Genomic DNA, 17,929 nt, shown 5'->3' with positions numbered 1-17,929 from the left:
ATCGAACACTAGCTTGAACACTGTTCGCTCGTTGCGCCAACGCCTTCTGATAATCGTAAAGATCTCAGTACTTTAGCTGAAAATTCCTGACTCCTGTACGCTGGCGAACATGGACGCGACTTCCCTAGCGAACAGCGGTGCCGCGATGGACCGGCGGATCGAGCGCCCGCATGCTAAACGGCTGAAGCTGGCGCTGCGGATCGGCCTGGGCCTTGCCGCGCTCGCTGCCCTGCTGGTGCTCTGGTGGGTCCTGCCCGGTTCCGGGAGCCTGGCCGTCGAGGCATCGACCATCCGCAGCGCACTCGTCGCCCGCGCCGCCTTTGCCGATTATGTGCCGTTGCGTGCGCAGGTCGCCCCGCTGCAGACCGTATACGTAACGGCGATCAACGGCGGCCAAGTCGAGGCGCTGATCGCCAGTGACGGTCAGTCGGTGGCGGCGGGCGCGCCGCTCGCGCGGCTGGCTAATCCGGATCTGGCGCTCGACGTCGCCAGCCGTTCGGCCAATATCGCCGGGCAGCTCAGTTCGATCAGCGGCCAACGTCTGTCGATCCAGCAGAGCCGGGAGGAGACCGGACGCGACATCGCTTCCGCCCGCAACGAGCTTGCCAAGGCGGAAATGCTGCTGCGCCAGAAGGAAACCCTATTCGACAAGCAGATCGTCACCGTCGCCGCCGTAGCCCCCTTGCGCGAAGAGGTTGCCTATCAGCGCGCGCCTCGCCGCGCTCACCCGCAGTGCCGCCGAGGCCGACCGGATGCTGGCCGATCAGTCCGCCGGCGTCTACGCCACCGCCGGAGAGTTGCGCGACAGCCTAGCGATGACGCGGGCCGGTCTTGCCGCCCTGATGGTCCGCGCGCCGGTCGCCGGACGGTTAACGGCCTTCACGCTGCTACCGGGCCAGATGGTGAAGCCGGGCGACGCCGTGGGCCAGGTCGATTCCGAACGCGCATGGAAGCTGATTGCGGATGTCGACCAATTCTACCTCGGCCGCGTACGCGCCGGGCTGAAGGCGGTGGCAGATATCGACGGAAGTGGTGTGCCGCTGACCTTCCTCAAGGTGCTGCCGCAGGTGACCGAGGGGCGATTCCGCGTCGAACTTGCCTTTGACGGCGCAGCGCTCACCGGCCTCAACCGGGGCCAGACGCTTGACGTGCGACTGACGCTGGGCGCCGACCGCCCCGCGGTGGTGGCGCCGGCGGGGGGCTGGCTGGATGCCGGCGGCACCGTCGCCTTCGTGCTAACCGGCGAGAACCGCGCCGTGCGGCGGGCGATCACCACCGGCCGCCGCAACCCGGACCAGGTGGAAGTCACCAGCGGCCTTGCGCCCGGAGACCGCATCGTGACCAGCCCGCTTGCCGCCTACACCCCGTACCAGACCCTGCTCCTCCGATAGGAAACCCGCCATGATCCAGCTGAAAGCCATCGATCGCCGCTATCGCTCCGACGAAGTCGAGACGACCGCCCTTGCCGACATCGACCTGACGGTCGAGGCCGGCGAGTTTGTCGCGATCATGGGGCCATCGGGCTGCGGCAAATCGACCTTGCTCAACATCCTCGGCACGATCGATCGGCCGACCAGCGGCGCCTATTTATTCGAGGGGGAGGATGTGGCCCGTGCGCCCGAAGCGCAGCTGGCGAAGCTGCGCCGCGATCGGCTCGGCTTCGTGTTCCAAAGCTTCAACCTGATCGATGAATTGACCATCGCCGAAAATGTCGCGCTGGCGCTGGCCTATCGCACAATGCCGGCGCGTGAAAAGCGGGAACGGGTGGATGCAGCGATGGACCGGGTGGGCATCGCGCACCGCCGAAACCATCATCCGCACCAACTGTCCGGCGGCCAGCAGCAGCGTGCCGCCATCGCACGCGCGATCGTCGGCGAACCGAAGCTGATCCTGGCGGACGAACCGACGGGCAATCTCGATACCGAAAACGGCGCGCAGGTGATGGAAATCCTGACCGGGCTCAACGCCGATGGCGCCACGATCGTGATGGTCACCCATTCGCCCGCCCATGCCGATATCGCCCGGCGCACGGTGCACATGCTGGACGGAAGGATCCTCTCTGCGGTGCGGCGGGCAGCGTGAAGCTGGATCGTGCGCTGACGGTGCTCGTGCTGCTGCTCCTGGCCGGCACCCTGCTGCGCCACCTCTCCGACACCCGCCAACCGGAAGGGATGCCATGACGTCCGTGTTTACGAGCTTCTACCGCTCACTCACCCGCGACAAGCTCTATGCCGCGCTCACCATCGGCGGGTTGGCGGTGGGGATGGCGACGTTTCTGGTGTTGGCCCTGTACGTGCGCTTCGAGACCAGTTTCGAACGCTGGGTACCGCGTTACGATCAGGTGTATCGAGTGGACACGGCCATCCAGTTCCCGGGCAGCCCGGTCAATGGCGCTTATCCGGCAACCATGCCGGGCCTGCTGGAAATGATGCGGGACGATTTTCCCGGCCTGATCGGCACGCGGATCCGTGGGGGTGAACGCGGCGGCGCAGTGCTGCGCGGCGCGATTGCCGCAACCGAGGATGTCGCGCAGGTCGATCCGAGCTTCTTCGACGTCTTTGCGCTGCCGATGGTGCAAGGCGCCGACGCCCGAGTCCTTGCCGATCCCAGTGCAGCGCTGCTCAGCCGATCGGCGGCGCGACGCTATTTCGGCAGCGCGGATCCGATCGGGCAGACGATTACCGTCAGCATGGACGCTCCCGCCAACTATCGCGTCGCTGGCGTCTTCGAGGATCTGCCGACGAACAGCGAGTTGCGGCTCGCCATCCTGATCCCGATCCCGAAAAAGCCGCCCCCGGCCGAATGGGCGTGGTACAAATGGGGCACCGCGTCGCTGACGACCTGGCTGCGATTCGAGACGCCGGAGGCCGCGCGTGCCTTCGCCGCCAAGATACCGGCCTTCATCGATCGCCGCGCCAAGGGCGATTTCGGACCGGGCGCATCGAAATGGCTTTCCCAGCCGCTCGTTCCACTCGCCGATACGCATCTGAAGCCGATGGGCGCCGAAAGCGCCAGCCGCCAGCTGATGGTGACCACGCTCGGCACGATTGGGCTGCTCACGCTGCTGATCGGCATCGTCAATTATGTGAATCTCGCCACCGCCCGCGCCGGCCTGCGCGCCCGTGAGGTGGCAATGCGCAAGGTGCTGGGCGCCAGCCGAGCTGCGCTGATAGGCCAGTTCCTCGGCGAGGCGATCGCCACGGTCGTCCTTGCCGCGCTGCTCGGCCTCACGCTGGCGGAAGTGGGGCTGCCGCTGGTCAACGCCGCGGGCGGCACCGCGCTTGCCATCCCCTATGGCTGGGCGTTGCCGCTGCTCGGGGGCGTCACGCTGGTCGTCGGACTCGCCGCTGGCCTCTACCCTGCGCTCGTCCTGTCGCGCTTTCCAGCCGCCGCCGTGCTCGCTTCTGCCCGCACGCCCGGCGGCGGGAAGGCAGGCGCGCGGCTGCGCGAGGCTCTGGTCGTGCTGCAGTTCGGCCTCGCCATTGCCTTCCTGATCGGCACCGTCGTGATGGCCGTGCAGATGCGCCATTTGCGGGAGACGGATCTGGGCTTCCGCCGCGAAGGGCTGATCACCATCTCCTCGCTCGCCGACCCCAAGATCGGCCAGGACTAGGCCAGAGCGATGATCCGTGTTCTGCAGGCGCTGCCCGGTGTCCAAAGCGTCGGCACCGCGAACACCGCCCCCGGCGGCGAAGGCGCGAGCAACATCGACATCGTCGAACAGCCCGGCCCGCCGGGAACTGGGCCGATGCTGCGACTTGTCAGCGTCGGACCAGGCTTTTTCGATGCCTATCGACCTCGCCTGCTAGCCGGCCGCCTGTTCGACGACGCCCATGCCGCCGACGATTCCAGCGATTGGAAGCGGTGGAACCTGGGGCGCAACATCATCCTCAATCGCAAGGCGGTGGCCGCGCTTGGCTTCCGCACGCCGGAGGAAGCGATCGGCAAAACGGTGGGCACCCCCCGCCCCCGCACGATCATCGGCGTGATCGACGAACTGCGCTTCTACTCGCCGCGCATGCCCGACATGGGGACTTACTACATGTACACGCCGAACGCGGTGTTCTTGCATGTCGGCGCGCTGCGCTTCACCGGCGATCCGCGCACGATGCTCGACAAGGTGGCGGAACGGTGGCGGCAGGTGATTCCAACTGTTCCGTTCGCCGGCGAAACCGCCGATCGCCGCTTGGCCGACCTTTATGCCGAAGATCAGCGCGCGACCCGGCTCGTCGGGATCGGCACCGGCCTGGCGGTGCTGATCGGCTGCGTCGGCCTGTGGGGCCTCGCCGCGTTCAGCACCGCGCGCCGGGTGAAGGAAATCGGCATCCGCAAGGCGATCGGCGCTTCGGCTTACGATGTCCTTCGTTTGCTGATCGGCCAGTTCCTGCGGCCGGTGCTGCTCGCCAACCTATTCGCCTGGCCGCTGGCTTGGCTGGCGGCACGCGCCTGGCTTGCGGGCTTCGGCGATCGGATCGCGCTGTCGCCGGCCTATTTCCTCGGCGCCAGCCTGATCGCCACCGCCATCGCGGTGTTGACCGTGCTGGGCCAATCCCTCCGCGCAAGCCGTGCCGCCCCGGCCTGGGCATTGCGGCACGAATGACGTCACATCACTCCGCAACGAAGCCCGGCGGGGGCGTGCGTACGAGGAAATGCCCCTTCACCCCCGCCGGCCATTCCTTGAACGGCACGCGACCATGCTCGCTTTCCGCATAGCGGACAGCGTAGTCGAGGATGGCGGTGGCCGCGTCAGCGTCGGGAGTGAAACGGCCCAGGACGTAACCAACCTTGTCCGGCGCGCGCAGATGCACGGTGCAATGCTCGGTGCAGGCGAATAGGCAGGGCATTTCCTGCACCGCGACGCCTGCATAGCGAGGATCGCCGGCCTGGGCAGTGCGCAGCGCCTCCACCAGCCGGGCGCCGCCCCGCACGCCCTCCTCATCCTCGCGCATGGCAGCACTGTGGCGGCAGGTGTTGCAGGCGACGACGGCAGGGCCGTTCTCCACGGGCTTCAGCATTCGGTTTTCTCCGGAAAGGGGATCATCGTTCAAATAGGCGATCGGCCAGCGGCTCACGTGCCTGCCAACCGCGGCGTTCGAGTTCGGGCGTTTCCGAATTGTCGGCGGGGTAGCCGATGCACAGCAGCGCGATCAGGGACCAACGGTTCGGCACGTCCAGCATCTGGCCGACGGTCTGCGGATCGAGGATCGAAACCCAGCCCATGCCGATACCCCGCACGCGCGCCGCCAGCCAAAGCGTGTGGATCGCCGTGACGCAGGAATAACGCAGCATTTCCGGCATGGTGGCGATACCGAGGCCGTGGCCGGCCGCCGCCGCTTCGTCGCAGAAGATGGCCAGAAGTTCCGGCGCCTCGCGGATGCCGTGGAGCTTCAACGCGCGATAGGCGGCCTCGCGCAATTGCCCTGCATAGGCCGCAGCCGCCCGGGCATTTTCGGCGTCGACATGTGCGGCAAGGCACTTGCGGACCTCCGCCGAGCGCAACCGCACCACCCGCCACGGCTGGGCATTGCCGACTGAAGGCGCGAGCGCCATGCAGGCGAGCAGATCGCGCATCTCCGCCTCTGCCACCGGATCGGGAGCGAAATGGCGAACGTCGCGCCGCCAGCGCAGCAGCGTATCGAACTGCTGGCGGAATTCGGCATCAAAGGGGGGCGGAGAGCTCAGAATTCGATCCCCGCCTGCGCCTTCACGCCGGAGCGGAATGGGTGCTTCACCTGCGTCATCTCGGTGACCAGATCGGCGGCGTCGATCAGACCATCGGGCGCGTTGCGACCGGTGACGATGACATGCTTCATCGGCGGGCGGGCGGCGAGCACCGCCAGCACTTCGTCGAGCGGCAGATAGTCGTAGCGGAGCGCAATGTTCAGCTCGTCCGCCAGCACCATGTGATAGCGAGGATCGGCGATCATCCGCTTCACTTCGTCCCAGGCGGTGCGGGTGACGGCGATGTCGCGGGCGCGGTCTTGCGTATCCCAGGTGAAGCCTTCGCCCATCGGCTTGAATTCCACCTGATCGGGGAAGGCATCGAACACCGCCTTCTCACCCGTGACCATCGCGCCCTTGATGAACTGGACGACGCCCACCTTCATGCCATGGCCGATCGCGCGGACGACCATGCCCATGGCGGCGCTGCTCTTGCCCTTGCCCTTGCCGGTATGGACGATCAGCAGTCCCTTTTCCTCGGTCTTCGTCTCCATCATAGTGGCGCGGGCGGCCTGGATCTTGCGCATCTTTTCGGCATGCGCGGCATCGTCGCGAGTCATTCGGCGGGGTCCTTTCGAAGCAGATACACGTCCATGATCCAGCCATGCCGAGCGCGCAGGGCTGCACGGGCGGCGACGATGCGCGGCCGGGCTTCGGCAAGCAGGCCGTGGTCAAGTGCCTGCTGCGACATACCGAGATAGGCGCCCCACCAGATGCGCATGCCGTAAGGATCGAGCGTTTCGAACGCACAAGCGCCATCCAGCATCACCGCCAGCATCTCCACGCCTTCGGGCCAGCCATGCGTGCGCAGCAGGCGGCCGGTGGTGATCGTCACCGAGCCGGCCAGCGGGTTGAGGGGGATTGCATGGGCGGCGGTGAGCGCCTGAATACTGGTGATTCCCGGCACCACCCGCACTGACACATCCGGCAGCCGCGCCGCGATCCGCAGCGAGCTGTCATAGAGCGAAGGATCGCCCCAGACGAGCAGTGCCACCGCTCCCCCCCGCGGCAGATGCGTGTCGATCGTGGTGCGCCACGCCGTGGCGATCGCGCCGTGCCAGTCCTGCACCGCCTGGAGATAGTCGCCCGCACCTGCGCGTACCGGCATGTCGAACACGGCGATCGGCACGGGCCGCGCCAGCACCGCCGCGCAGATCGCGTGGCGCAGATCGGCGAGATCGGTGGCATTGTCCTTGCGGGGCACCAGGATCAGATCGGCGGCGTTGAGCGCGCGCACCGCCTCCAGGGTCAGATGCTCCGGATTGCCCGTGCCGATGCCGATCAGTTGGAGCGCGATCATGCCGCGGCCGCGATCAGATGGAAGAAGCTGCCGGTCACCGGCCCGCGCACCGATCCGGTCTCGGCAACGCCATTGCCCTCCGCATCGACGACCTGCGCAAGCGGGGCATCGCCCTGCGTCACAATGGTAGAATAGTGGAATTCATGGCCGGTGAGCCGCGTGCCCGCTGTGATGCCGGCAATCGGCGCCAGCAGCGTCGCCTGGCGATAGCCGAGATGCATCTTGCGATGTGCGTGGCTGGTGACGAGACCGAGGAGGCCGGCCATGCGGTGCTCGATCCCGCTTTTGTCGATCAGCGCCTCACCGAGCACCATATAGCCGCCGCACTCGCCGTGCACCGGCCGAGTGCCGGCATGGCGACGCAGGCCGGCGAGGAAGGTAGCGGCGGCGGCGATGGTGCCGGCGTGCAGCTCCGGATAGCCGCCGGGCAGCCAGACCAGATCGGCATCCGCTGCGGGCGCTTCATCGGCCAATGGCGAGAAGGGCAGGATTGCCGCACCGGCCGCCCGCCATCCTTCGAGCAGGTGCGGGTAGAGGAAAGAGAAGGCGGCATCCTGCGCAATGGCGATGCGCTGCGCCGGCGGGGCGGGCAAACGGCCGTCGGTGGCATCATCGCCTCGGCATGCCGCCGCGCGGTGAATAGCCGCCAGATCGAGATGCGCACGGATGAAGGCCGCGTAGGCGGCGATCGTTTGATCGAGATCAGGATGTTCCACCGCCTGCACCAGCCCCAGATGTCGCTCGGGCAGGGCGAGATCTGCGCAACGGGGGAGCGCGCCCAGCACCCGGATGCCGGCCGCTGCCATGCCTGCCCGCACCAGCCGCTCGTGCCGCGGGCTCGCGACACGGTTGAGGATCACGCCCGCGAACGGCACCGACGAATCGAGGCGGGCGAAGCCGAGCGCGGTTGCCGCCGCCGACTGCGCCTGGCCGGACACGTCGATCACCAGCACCACCGGCCAGCCCATCCGGCGGGCGAGATCGGCCGTGGCGCCGGTGCCGCTCGCCCCGGTCTGCGCGACGCCATCGAACAGCCCCATCGATCCTTCCGCCAGCACCAGATCGGCCCCCGCCGCCCGCGCGGTGACTCCCGCGAGCAGGGGCGCGCCCATCGCCCAGCTGTCGAGATTGAACGACGCGCGCCCGCACGCCGCCCGGTGGAAGGCAGGATCGATATAATCCGGCCCGTTCTTGAACGGCTGCACCGTCACGCCGTCTTCGGCCAGTGCCCGCAACAGGCCCAGCATCACCGTTGTCTTGCCGGTGCCCGATGCGGGTGCGGCAATGATGAGGCCGGGGAGGCTCATAGCGCCGCCTGCAGGCGGAAGCGGCGATCATAGCCGGGCGCGTACAGACTGCTTTCGGCGAAGTCCGTCGCCCCCAGCACCGGCCCGACGAGAATCAGCGCCGTCCGTTCGATGCTGCCGGCCACCGCCGCTTCAATCATCGCTAACGTCGCGCACACGATTCGTTCATCGGGCCAGCTCGCTCGCCACACCACTGCGGCCGGGCAGTGTGCACCATAGACCGGCAGCAGATCGGCCACGACCTTCGCCAGGTTGTGGATCGAAAGGTGGATCGCCAGGGTAGCGCCGGTGGCGGCGAAGTTGGCCAGGCTCTCGCGTTCGGGCATCCGGCTGGCACGGCCGGGAGTGCGGGTTAGCACCAGCGACTGGCCGAGTTCGGGCAGCGTCAGCTCCGCCTCCAGCGCGGCCGCCGCCGCCGAGAAGGCGGGCACGCCGGGCGTGACGGTGAAGGGAATGCCAAGCGCGCGGAGCCGGCGGAGCTGCTCGCCCATCGCCGACCAGACCGAAAGATCGCCCGAATGCAGCCGGGCAACATCATGGCCCGCCTCCTCCGCCGCCTGGATTTCCTCAACAATCTGATTGAGATGCATCGGCGCGGTGTTCACGATCCGGGCACCGGGCGGGCAATGGCCGAGGATCGCTTCCGGGATCAGCGAGCCGGCATAGAGGCACACCGGACTGGCCGCGATCAGGTCGCGGCCGCGCAGCGTGAGCAGATCGGGTGCGCCGGGGCCGGCGCCGATGAAATGGACAGTCATGCAAGGGTCCCTTGAGCGATGGCGCAGGTGGCTAGGCGGTCTTCGGAAATGCGGCGGGACACGAGCAGCCGCGCACCCGGGCCGGCAGCGGCAAGCGCGGCGGCCTCGGCGACGCTGCCGGTGCCGCGAGCGGCAAGGCTGGCGGCGGACCGAGTGGCCGTTTCGATCGCGTGCAGTTCCGCGACATCGATCGTCGGCAGGCCGAGGCCGACGACCAGCGGCAGCTTGTCCGCCACGGTCGCGACGTGCGTGACGCCGGGGGCACCCCGCTGGGCCAACGCAAGCGCGGCGCGCAGCGACTCCAGCGTCGCGCCGCTGCGATAGCCGAAGCCGGCGACGATCATCGCGTGACGCTCCATTGCACCACGGGATAGCGCGCCTTCCAGCCATGCCGACTGCCGAGCGGCGCCGCGTCGGCGAGGTCGATGCGTAGCAGGCTGCCGCCATTTGCGCCGTGCCACTGCGCGAGCAGCGCTTCGGATTCGAGCGTCACCGCATTGGCCACCATCCGCGCCCCCGCCGGCAATCGCGCCCAAAGGGCGTCGAGCATCCCCTGCGAAAGGCCGCCACCGATGAACACCGCATCGGGCCGATCGGATGGCAACAGGCCCGGCGCCCGCCCAGTCAGCACGGTCAGCCGATCGACCCCGAGCGCGGCGGCATTGGCGCGAGCGCGGTCGGCGCGGATCGGATCGGCCTCAATCGCCACGGCACGGTTGGCAGGATGCGCCAGCAGCCACTCGATGCCGATCGAACCCGATCCCGCGCCGATATCCCACAGCAACTCACCCGGCTGAGGCGCCAGCGCGGATACCGTGAGTGCACGCACCGGCCGCTTGGTGAGTTGGCCGTCCGACGCAAACCAGTCGTCCGGCAGGCCGGAGGCAACCGGCAGCACCGCACCCCCCCCGGTTAGTTCGATGCCGACCAGCACCGGATGCGCGATGTCGTCGAGCGCGAAGCCGGCAGCCGGCACGCACCGGCGTCGCTCGCGCTGCCCGCCCAGCGCCTCCAGCACATGCAGCGCGGAAGCGCCGAATCCCTGCCCCTCCAGATAGCCCGCCAGCCCGGCCACTGCCGCGCCGTCTCGCACCAATACCAGCAGGCGGCGGCCCCGCGCCAGATGCGGGCGCAGCCGGGCCAAGGGCGCCGCATGGAGGCCCAGACAGCCGGTCTCCTCCAGCGCCCAGCCCAGCCGCGCGGCGGCGAGCGCGAAGCTGGAGGGCGCCGGATGCGCGACCCATTCATCGGGCGCGAGGTGGCGAGTCACGCTGGTCCCCGCGCCGAACCAGAACGGATCGCCGGATGCGAGCAGCACCACCCGCCGCCCACGCTTGGCCAGTAGCAGCGGTACACCATCGGCGAAGGGCACTGGCCATTCCACCGCTCCGCACTTAAGCCCCGGCAGCAGTGCCAGGTGGCGGGCAGCGCCCATCACCAGATCGGCGTCGTCGAGTGCCGCGCGGGCGGCGGCGGAGAGGCCGTCCACCCCGTCTTCGCCAAGGCCGAGGATGGTCAACCAGGGGAGCTCAGCCATGCCGAACATCCTGCTGCTGGGCGGCACCACCGAAGCGAGCGCGCTTGCCCACCTGCTGGCGCAGCGGGGCGTGCCCGCGACGCTGAGCTATGCCGGCCGCACCGATCATCCGCGCGCGCAGCCGATCCCGATTCGGGTCGGCGGGTTCGGCGGCGCGGAGGGGCTGGCGACCTATCTGCGCGAACAGCAGGTGACGCATCTCGTGGATGCGACCCACCCTTTCGCCGCGACGATGAGCGGTAACGCCGTTACCGCGGCGGCAGCCAGCGGCGTGCCGCTGCTCGCACTCACCCGCCCTGCCTGGGCGCCGGTCGCAGGGGATCGCTGGCAGCATGTGCCGGACATCGATGGCGCCGTCGCTGCGCTCAATGGATCGGCCCGGCGGGTGCTGCTGGCGCTGGGTCGGCTGCATATCGCAGCTTTCGCCCGCCAGCCCCAGCACCACTATGTCCTGCGCTTCGTCGATGCACCGGCCGTGCCGCCGCCGCTGCCCGACCATCATCTGATCGTCGATCGCGGCCCATTCACTCCGGAGCGCGACCATGCGCTGATGGCCGCGCACCGCATCGACCTTGTTGTCTGCAAAAATGCCGGAGGCAGCGGCGCCGAAGCCAAGCTGATCGCCGCCCGTGCGCTGGGCCTTCCCGTGCTGATGATCGACCGTCCGGCGCTGCCGCCGCGCGCCGAGGTGACGAAACCCGAAGCGGTGCTCGACTGGCTGGCTCACACGCCCTCCGCCACGAAGCGCGGCGTGTAGAGGATCGGCCCGGCCGCGCGATCGATAACGCGTGTGCGGCTGGAGCCCAGGATCACCATCGTGCGCATGTCCGCCATTTCGGCGCGGGCATCCCCTAGCGGCACGATGCGCAGCGCCTCCTGCGGCGTGGAAACCGCGCGGGCGAAGAGGACGGGCCGATCTGCGCCGCAGCATGCGCGCAGCACGTCCAGCACGCGCGCAAAGCCCTCCGGCCGGGCCTTCGACCGCGGATTGTAGAAGGCCATCGCGAAATCCGCCTCGGCCGCCAGCCGGAGGCGCTTTTCGATCAGCGCCCAGGGCTTGAGATTGTCCGAGAGGTTGATCGCGCAGAAATCATGGCCGAGCGGCGCGCCGGCCCGCGCGCTTGCCGCCAGCATCGCGGTGATGCCCGGCAGGACGCGGATGTCGAGCGCGCGCCACGCCTCCGGCCCGGTCTCCAGCGCCTCGAACACCGCAGCCGCCATGGCGAACACGCCCGGATCGCCCGAGGAGACGACCACCACCCGCCGGCCCCGCACCGCCAGATCGAGCGCGAGCGCAGCGCGATCCAGTTCCACCCGATTGTCCGAAGCGTGCAGCGTCAGCGCCGCACGCGGCGCGATCCGCGCGACATAAGGGATATAGCCGACGATATCCGTCGCCTGCGCCAGCGCGTCGGTGACCTCCGGCGTGACCAGTGCATCGTCGCCCGGTCCCAGCCCGGCAATGGCCAACCAGCCGGTCATGGCCGCCGCCCCCGACCGTGGATCAGCAGGATCGAGAAATAGGGCGTTACGCTCGTCGCCTCCGCGAGCAGCGTAACCCGCTGATCGGGCATCGCCGCGTGTTCGACCAGCCAGGCCTCGGCCTCGCGGCCCGCCGCCGCAACCGCACGGCGCAGCTTGGCCAAGTTGCGGCCGATCTTCATCACCACCAGCGCATCGGTATCGCGAATGCGGCGGACCAGTTCCTCTTCGGGCAGCGTCGCCATGGCGATCGTCAGCACGTCGTCGCCCCAAGTGATCGGCTGGCCGGTGGCGTTCCAGGCGCCTGCCATGCCGGTGATCCCCGGCACCACCGCCACCGGTGCCCGGCCGGAAAGCCGCGCATGCAGGTGCATGAACGAGCCGTAGAAGAACGGATCGCCCTCGCACAGCACCACCACGTCCTCGCCCTCCCTGGCCAGCGCGAGCAGACGTTCGGTGCAATCGGCATAGAAGGCCGAAAGCCAGGCATTGTACCGCGGATCGGTGACGGGGATCTCCGTCGTCACCGGATATTCCATCGGCAGTTCGACCGCGTCGGCGCGCAGCATTCCTTCGGCGATGCGCCGCGCCTGGCCCGGCCGCCCGGCCTTGCGGAAATAGGCGACGTGCCGCGCGCCGCGCACCAGCCGATCGGCACGCACGCTGAGCAGATCGGGCGCGCCGGGGCCAAGACCGACGCCGTGAATGGTGCCGGAGCTCATTCGGCGCGGCTCGCCAGCGCGTTGACGGCGGCGACGGTGATCGCGCTACCGCCGAGCCGGCCTTCGACGATGCAGCACGGGGCCGGGGGAGCGGCCCAAAGCGCTGCCTTTGATTCCGCGGCGCCCACAAAACCCACTGGACAGCCGATGATCGCCGCGGGGCGCGGGCAATGCGGATCCTCCAGCATGTTGAGCAGGTGGAACAGCGCGGTAGGCGCGTTGCCGATCGCGACGACCGATCCGGCGAGATGCGGACGCCACAGCTCCAGCGCGGCGGCCGAACGGGTGTTGGCCATGCGCTGCGCCAGCGGCGGCACCGCAGCGTCGTGCAGGGTGCAGAGCACGGGATTGTTCGACGGCAGGCGGACGCGGGTGATCCCTTCCGAGACCATGCGCGCGTCGCACAGGATCGGCGCACCGTCGGCCAGCGCCGCCCGCGCCGTGCTGGCGAAGCCGGACGAGAAGCGGATATGCGGCGCCAGCGCGATCATGCCGGCGGCATGAATCATCCGCACCGCCACCGGCTCTTCCTCGCCCGAGAAGCGGGAGAGATCGGCCTCGGTGCGGATCATCGCGAAGGACTGCTGGTAGATGGCGGCGCCATCGGTTTCATAGGTGTGGGGCATCAATCGATTCCGAACAGGGCGCGCAGGCCGGCAGGGTTGAGCCCGGCATGGGCTGGCTGCGCACCGGGACGAGCATGAAAGGCCAGATCGAGCAGCCCGTCGCGCCCGGTGACGACCACATCGGCGCTGTCGGCGCGGGCACAGCCCTTTGCGCAGCCAGAGACGTGCAGCCGCCCCACGACATGCGGCGCGAGTTGGCGAGCGAGATCGCGGGTGGCGATGCTCGCCTGTGGGCAGGCGGGCGCGCCGGCGCAGGCATCGGCGCGCAGCAGCGGATCGGCGGGATCGTCGATCAGCCCGGGCAGCGTGCCGTCGACGCCCTCGGTGAGCAGCAAGCGCCAGGGCGTGACGCGGATCGCCGCCTTGTCGGACAACAGCGCAGCATGGACCTGCCCGAACGGCAGGCCCAGGACGCGGCCCAGTGCGTGGCGCCCAGGCGCGAGGCGCGGCCCACCGGCGGCCGGCATCGCGTCCCCCGCCGCCCAGCCGGGCAGCGGCGCGGCGTGTCGCGCCATGCGCCCCGCCGCCGATCCGCCGCTCTCGACGAACCAGTGCGCGATCCGGACCAGTGCCTCCGCCGCTTGCCCCGGTGCAACCACGACGCCACGCTGCCGCCCCGCGGCGCGGAGCAGGAGGCCGCCGTCCGCCGCTCGCTCGACCCGGAAGTCGCCGGGCGCGTCGGCGAGCACCGGGGCAGAGCCGGCATCGATCACGAAGCCCATCTTGCTGGGAAGCGCGGGCAGTGCGCCGAGTTGCGCCAGCAGATCGGTAGCGATGCGGTGGCTGTCGTCCCCCGCGCGCCAATCGGGCGCGACGAGCAGGGTGCGCCGCGCTTCCCGCGCGGGATCAGGATCGACCAAGCCAAGTGCGACCAACTGCTCCAGCAAGGCCGGCCATGTCGCTTCGGCAACGCCGCGCAGCTGCAGATTGGCGCGGCTGGTGCAATCGATCCAGCCATTGCCATGCGCCAGCGCCGCCGCGCTCAGCCCGCGGACCTGCGCCTGCGTCAGCCGGCCGAGCACGGGCTTCACCCGTACCAGCAGGCCGTCGCCCGCTGCCATCGGCCGCCACGCGTCGGGGCACCAACCGCGCACCGCGAAGCCGCTCATGCCGCGCCTCCCAGGCCGGCGAGGATCGAGTTGCGGCGCGTTTGCCACAGCCCCGCCGCGTGCAGCGCCGCGAACCGCGCCTCCATGGCCGCTAGTGCCGCTGGGTTCTCGCGGGCGAGGAAATCGCGCACCTCCGCATCGCCGAGCGTCGCATCAAAATAGACGTCAAACAGCTGCGGCGGCACCGCGTTCGCCAGATGCGCGAAGGCGCCGAGATGGTCGAGCGTCGCCGCGATCTCGGCCGCGCCGCGAAAGCCATGGCGGCGCATGCCTGCGATCCAGCCCGGCTGCGCGGCGCGGGCACGGACGACACGGGCGATCTCCTCGGTCAGCGGACGCGCCACCGGGCGGGCCGGGTTGCGCGCGTCGAGATGGTAGAGCGCGGCACTGCCCCCACCCAGCGCCTTTGCGGCGGCGAACCCCGCCTCGTGCGCGGCATAGTCGGCAGCGAGCAGCAGATCGGTCTCCGGCAGATCCTGGAGGTGGACAAAGGCATCGGCGGCACCCACGCGGGCACGGATGCCGGCGGGATCGGCCTGCGCCTCGCGGCCGTCAAATGCATGATCCGAGGCAGCGAGCCATGCTTCGCCCGCCGCCTGCCGGGCCGATGCGCTGTAGCGCTCTGCCGCGTCGCCGATCCCAAGGCCATAGCTTCCGGGCTGAGGGCCATAGACGCGCGGGGCCGCCTCCTGGCCCACAAAGGGGTTCCGCTCGGCTGGCTCGTCGCGCGCCGCCAGCGCCCGAACCGCCTGGCCGAACAGCTGAGGCAGCGCCGGGAAGGCATCGCGGAACAGGCCGGAAATGCGCAGCGTGACGTCGATGCGCGGGCGATCAAGCAGCGCGATCGGCAGGATCTCCACGCCCGTCACTCGTTCCGAGGCCGGATCCCAGAGGGGCGCGGCACCGAGCAGGTGCAGCGCCATCGCGAACTCCTCACCGGCGGTGCGCATCGTCGCCGACCCCCACAAATCGATCACCAGCCCCTTGGGATAGTCGCCATGATCCTGGAGGTGGCGGCGGATCAGCTCGTCGGCGAGGACGATGCCCTGGGCGTGCGCCGCGCGGGAGGGCACTGCGCGCGGATCGATGGTGTAGAGGTTTCGCCCCGTGGGCAGCACATCGCTGCGGCCGCGATAGGGAGAGCCTGAGGGCCCGGGCGGCACACGCCCGCCCGCCAGCCCGGCGAGCAGCCCCTCCCGCTCCGCCGCGCCGCACGCGCCGCGCCCGAAGACATGGAGGCCGTCGCCATACTGCCCCTCCTTCACGTCGCAGACGAAGCGATCGATGCGGGCGATCGCCTCGGCCGTGCTAGCCGCGCAATCCAGCCCGAGTTCCGCTTCCAGCCCGACGGCGCGCGCCTCGTCGCGGATCGCGGACTGGAGCCGATCGCGCCGAGCTGGATCGAGACCCACCGCGCTCGAGAATTCGTCGAGCAGCGCCTCGATCCGCGCCAGGCCGGCGCCGGTGCCGGCGGTCTTCAGCGGCGGCGGCAAGTGGCCGATCGTGACGGCGCCGGTCCGCCGCTTCGCCTGCGCGGCCTCGCCGGGATCGTTGACGATGAAGGGATAGAGGATTGGCAGGTCGGCGATCAGCGCCTCGGGCCAACAGCCGCCCGACAGCGCCACTGCCTTGCCCGGGAGCCATTCCAGCGTGCCGTGCGCGCCGATATGGACCAAAGCATCGACGCCCTGGGCGCGCAACCAGAGGTAAAAGGCGACATAGGCATGGCGTGGCACGCGCGTAACGTCGTGATAGCTGTCCTCCCGCGTCGCCGGGTCGCCGCGCTCGGGCTGGAGCGCGACCAGCAGCTTGCCCGCACGGAGCGCGGCGAAATGGAAGGCGCCTTCGCGGAAGGCGGGATCGTGCGCGGCATCGCCCCAGGAATCGCGCAATGCCGCCCGCAGCGGCTCCGACAGACTGGCGAGCGCTTCCTCATAGGCGGCGAGCGGCCAGCACAGCGTTTCCGCCTGTAACCGCAGGGCGAGGTCCTTCACCGGCTCACCCAGATCGGCGGCGATGGCCTCTGCCGAGGCAAGTGCATCCAGCCCCACGGCATGCGCAAGCTGCCAGTCCCTGCCCGGATAGGTGGAGAGCAGCAGCGCGATCCGCCGCTCGGCCAGTGGCTTGGCGGCCAGCGTCACCCAAGCCCCGACTCGATCGGCAATGGCGCCGATCCGCTCCGGCTCGGCGCGATGAGCGGTGCGGGCAAAGCCCAATGCTTCGTCGCGCGCTTCCGCCTGTTTGAAGCTGGCGACGCCGGCGAAGATGCGGCCGTCGATCTCCGGCAGCACGACATGCATTGCGAGATCGGCGGGCGACAGACCGCGGTCCGAGCTCGCCCATGCGTCCCGCGAGGTGGTGGCGAGCGCAAGCTGGAACACGGGTACGCCCGCCACGTCGAGTGGGCTTTGCCCTGAATCGTCGCGGGCGGAGAAGGCAGTGGCGTTGACGATCGCGGCGGGGGCAAGGTCACGCACCCAAGCCTCGACCTGCGCACGGGCGTCCGGTGCTTTGAGCGATGGCACGAAGATCGACAACGCGTCGAAGCCGCGCTGGTCGAACGCGGCATGCAGCGCCTCGAAGGGCGCGACGTCGCAGGCGGCAAGGTAGGAACGGTAGAAGACAATGAGGACCAGGGGCCGGCCGGTGCAGGCCCAGCTTGGTTGCCCGGCCCGCTCACCCCCCTCGTCATGTCCACGAAGGCGGGGATCCATCGCTGGAACGCTTTCGGCTCCTGTCCCCGACGTGCTGGCAAATGGATCCCCGCCTTCGCGGACATGACGGGTAGGGAGGAAGATGACGCCGTGGCTCGGGTGCCAGAGGCCGAACGCCGGCAGCGGCTCGGACGCCTCGACGCCCCCTGCACCGACATTCGCGGCCCTTGCCAGCAGGCCCAGTGCCGCCCGTGCAGCATCAGCGCCACCCGCTTCGCAGAGCGCCGTTAGATCCCGCAGCACCCCAAAAGGCACCGTCGACGCCGCCTCTAGCCGCGCGTCCGGCCGGCCGTCTGCCGGGAGTACTGCCAGCGCTATCCCCCGCTCCCGAGCGAGCGCCTCGACCTGCTGCAGGCCGTAGCTCCAATAGGGCATGCCGCCGATCAGCCGGATCAGGATTCCCTTCGCGCCAGACAATGTGCGTTCGACATAGGTATCGACCGACAGCGGATGCATTAGCGTCGCCAGGTTGGCCAGCCGCAGCGACGGCAGTACCTCCCGCGCCCCGGTCCAAGCAGCTGCGAACGCGCCGAGATCGCTGTCGGAAAAGGACAGCACCACCAGGTCCGCTGGCGCTTGCCCGAGGTCCTGGGGCACGGCGTTTTCCTCCAGCCCGTGCGTTTCGCGGAACAGGACGTGCATCGCCCTTGTGC

General features: G+C 69.4%; 19 protein-coding genes. 5 read left to right on the top strand and 14 right to left on the bottom strand.

The annotated features are described in order from the left end of the window. Positions 1-124 precede the first annotated feature (124 nt). Positions 125-538 carry a hypothetical protein gene (locus B215_RS21750; RefSeq protein ID WP_019368527.1) on the bottom strand — a complete coding sequence of 138 codons (414 nt, stop codon included), beginning with the start codon at positions 536-538 and terminating at the stop codon, positions 125-127. A gap of 157 nt (positions 539-695) precedes the next feature. Between B215_RS21750 and B215_RS21745 the strand changes: the two genes are divergently transcribed. From B215_RS21745 to B215_RS22065, 4 genes are all read left to right on the top strand, one after another. Further along, positions 696-1,391: an efflux RND transporter periplasmic adaptor subunit gene (locus tag B215_RS21745; RefSeq protein WP_019368526.1), complete on the top strand. Its 696-nt coding sequence runs from the start codon at positions 696-698 to the stop codon at positions 1,389-1,391. Between the two features lie 10 nt (positions 1,392-1,401). Beyond that, a complete protein-coding gene (locus B215_RS0104955; RefSeq protein ID WP_019368525.1) occupies positions 1,402-2,082 on the top strand; it encodes an ABC transporter ATP-binding protein in 681 nt (226 codons plus the stop codon). Positions 2,083-2,176: 94 nt separating this feature from the next. Beyond that, complete coding sequence (locus B215_RS22070) at positions 2,177-3,613, top strand: ABC transporter permease (protein WP_019368523.1); 1,437 nt, start codon at positions 2,177-2,179, stop codon at positions 3,611-3,613. Positions 3,614-3,622: 9 nt separating this feature from the next. Then, complete coding sequence (locus B215_RS22065) at positions 3,623-4,600, top strand: FtsX-like permease family protein (RefSeq protein ID WP_019368522.1); 978 nt, start codon at positions 3,623-3,625, stop codon at positions 4,598-4,600. Positions 4,601-4,607: 7 nt separating this feature from the next. On the opposite strand, the gene B215_RS0104940 is transcribed toward B215_RS22065, so the two are convergent. The 8 genes from B215_RS0104940 to B215_RS0104905 are packed head-to-tail and all read right to left on the bottom strand — an operon-like array spanning position 4,608 to position 10,623. Continuing rightward, on the bottom strand, positions 4,608-5,015 hold the full coding sequence (locus tag B215_RS0104940) for a DUF1636 domain-containing protein (protein ID WP_019368521.1): 408 nt from the start codon (positions 5,013-5,015) through the stop codon (positions 4,608-4,610). Positions 5,016-5,037: 22 nt separating this feature from the next. Further along, on the bottom strand, positions 5,038-5,685 hold the full coding sequence (bluB, locus tag B215_RS0104935) for a 5,6-dimethylbenzimidazole synthase (RefSeq protein WP_152997716.1): 648 nt from the start codon (positions 5,683-5,685) through the stop codon (positions 5,038-5,040). Beyond that, the gene (cobO, locus tag B215_RS0104930; RefSeq protein WP_019368519.1) at positions 5,679-6,281 is read right to left on the bottom strand and encodes a cob(I)yrinic acid a,c-diamide adenosyltransferase; all 603 of its coding nucleotides are present in this window, start codon (positions 6,279-6,281) and stop codon (positions 5,679-5,681) included. Before cobO ends, bluB begins: the two co-directional genes overlap by 7 nt. Then, entirely contained in the window at positions 6,278-7,021 is a 744-nt protein-coding gene (gene cobF / locus B215_RS0104925) for a precorrin-6A synthase (deacetylating) (RefSeq protein ID WP_019368518.1), read from the bottom strand. Before cobF ends, cobO begins: the two co-directional genes overlap by 4 nt. Further along, positions 7,018-8,328 (bottom strand): cobyrinate a,c-diamide synthase, encoded by a 1,311-nt coding sequence (locus B215_RS0104920; RefSeq protein ID WP_019368517.1) that lies wholly within the window; start codon positions 8,326-8,328, stop codon positions 7,018-7,020. The genes cobF and B215_RS0104920 overlap by 4 nt, the downstream gene beginning before the upstream one ends. Next, entirely contained in the window at positions 8,325-9,086 is a 762-nt protein-coding gene (gene cobM / locus B215_RS0104915) for a precorrin-4 C(11)-methyltransferase (protein WP_019368516.1), read from the bottom strand. The genes B215_RS0104920 and cobM overlap by 4 nt, the downstream gene beginning before the upstream one ends. Beyond that, positions 9,083-9,430 (bottom strand): cobalamin biosynthesis protein, encoded by a 348-nt coding sequence (locus B215_RS0104910; RefSeq protein ID WP_026008952.1) that lies wholly within the window; start codon positions 9,428-9,430, stop codon positions 9,083-9,085. Before B215_RS0104910 ends, cobM begins: the two co-directional genes overlap by 4 nt. Beyond that, positions 9,427-10,623 (bottom strand): bifunctional cobalt-precorrin-7 (C(5))-methyltransferase/cobalt-precorrin-6B (C(15))-methyltransferase, encoded by a 1,197-nt coding sequence (locus tag B215_RS0104905; RefSeq protein WP_019368514.1) that lies wholly within the window; start codon positions 10,621-10,623, stop codon positions 9,427-9,429. Before B215_RS0104905 ends, B215_RS0104910 begins: the two co-directional genes overlap by 4 nt. Between B215_RS0104905 and B215_RS0104900 the strand changes: the two genes are divergently transcribed. After that, positions 10,622-11,380, top strand: a complete 759-nt coding sequence (locus B215_RS0104900) for a cobalt-precorrin-6A reductase (protein WP_019368513.1) — start codon at positions 10,622-10,624, stop codon at positions 11,378-11,380. The two genes, B215_RS0104905 and B215_RS0104900, sit on opposite strands and share 2 nt — an antisense overlap. Here B215_RS0104900 and cobJ read toward each other — a convergent pair. The 5 genes from cobJ to cobN are packed head-to-tail and all read right to left on the bottom strand — an operon-like array spanning position 11,347 to position 17,918. After that, positions 11,347-12,105 carry a precorrin-3B C(17)-methyltransferase gene (gene cobJ / locus B215_RS0104895; protein WP_019368512.1) on the bottom strand — a complete coding sequence of 253 codons (759 nt, stop codon included), beginning with the start codon at positions 12,103-12,105 and terminating at the stop codon, positions 11,347-11,349. The genes B215_RS0104900 and cobJ overlap by 34 nt on opposite strands. Then, the gene (gene cobI / locus B215_RS0104890) at positions 12,102-12,827 is read right to left on the bottom strand and encodes a precorrin-2 C(20)-methyltransferase (RefSeq protein ID WP_019368511.1); all 726 of its coding nucleotides are present in this window, start codon (positions 12,825-12,827) and stop codon (positions 12,102-12,104) included. Before cobI ends, cobJ begins: the two co-directional genes overlap by 4 nt. Then, positions 12,824-13,453 (bottom strand): precorrin-8X methylmutase, encoded by a 630-nt coding sequence (locus B215_RS0104885; RefSeq protein WP_019368510.1) that lies wholly within the window; start codon positions 13,451-13,453, stop codon positions 12,824-12,826. Before B215_RS0104885 ends, cobI begins: the two co-directional genes overlap by 4 nt. Then, on the bottom strand, positions 13,453-14,562 hold the full coding sequence (locus B215_RS0104880; protein WP_019368509.1) for a hypothetical protein: 1,110 nt from the start codon (positions 14,560-14,562) through the stop codon (positions 13,453-13,455). The genes B215_RS0104885 and B215_RS0104880 overlap by 1 nt, the downstream gene beginning before the upstream one ends. Beyond that, complete coding sequence (gene cobN, locus B215_RS0104875) at positions 14,559-17,918, bottom strand: cobaltochelatase subunit CobN (RefSeq protein WP_019368508.1); 3,360 nt, start codon at positions 17,916-17,918, stop codon at positions 14,559-14,561. The genes B215_RS0104880 and cobN overlap by 4 nt, the downstream gene beginning before the upstream one ends. Positions 17,919-17,929 lie beyond the last annotated feature (11 nt).

This window comes from Sphingomonas sp. ATCC 31555, from assembly GCF_000282895.1.
Classification (GTDB): Bacteria; Pseudomonadota; Alphaproteobacteria; order Sphingomonadales; family Sphingomonadaceae; genus Sphingomonas.
Note: the sequence above shows the minus strand (reverse complement) of the source record. Positions and strands in the feature narration are given on the sequence as shown.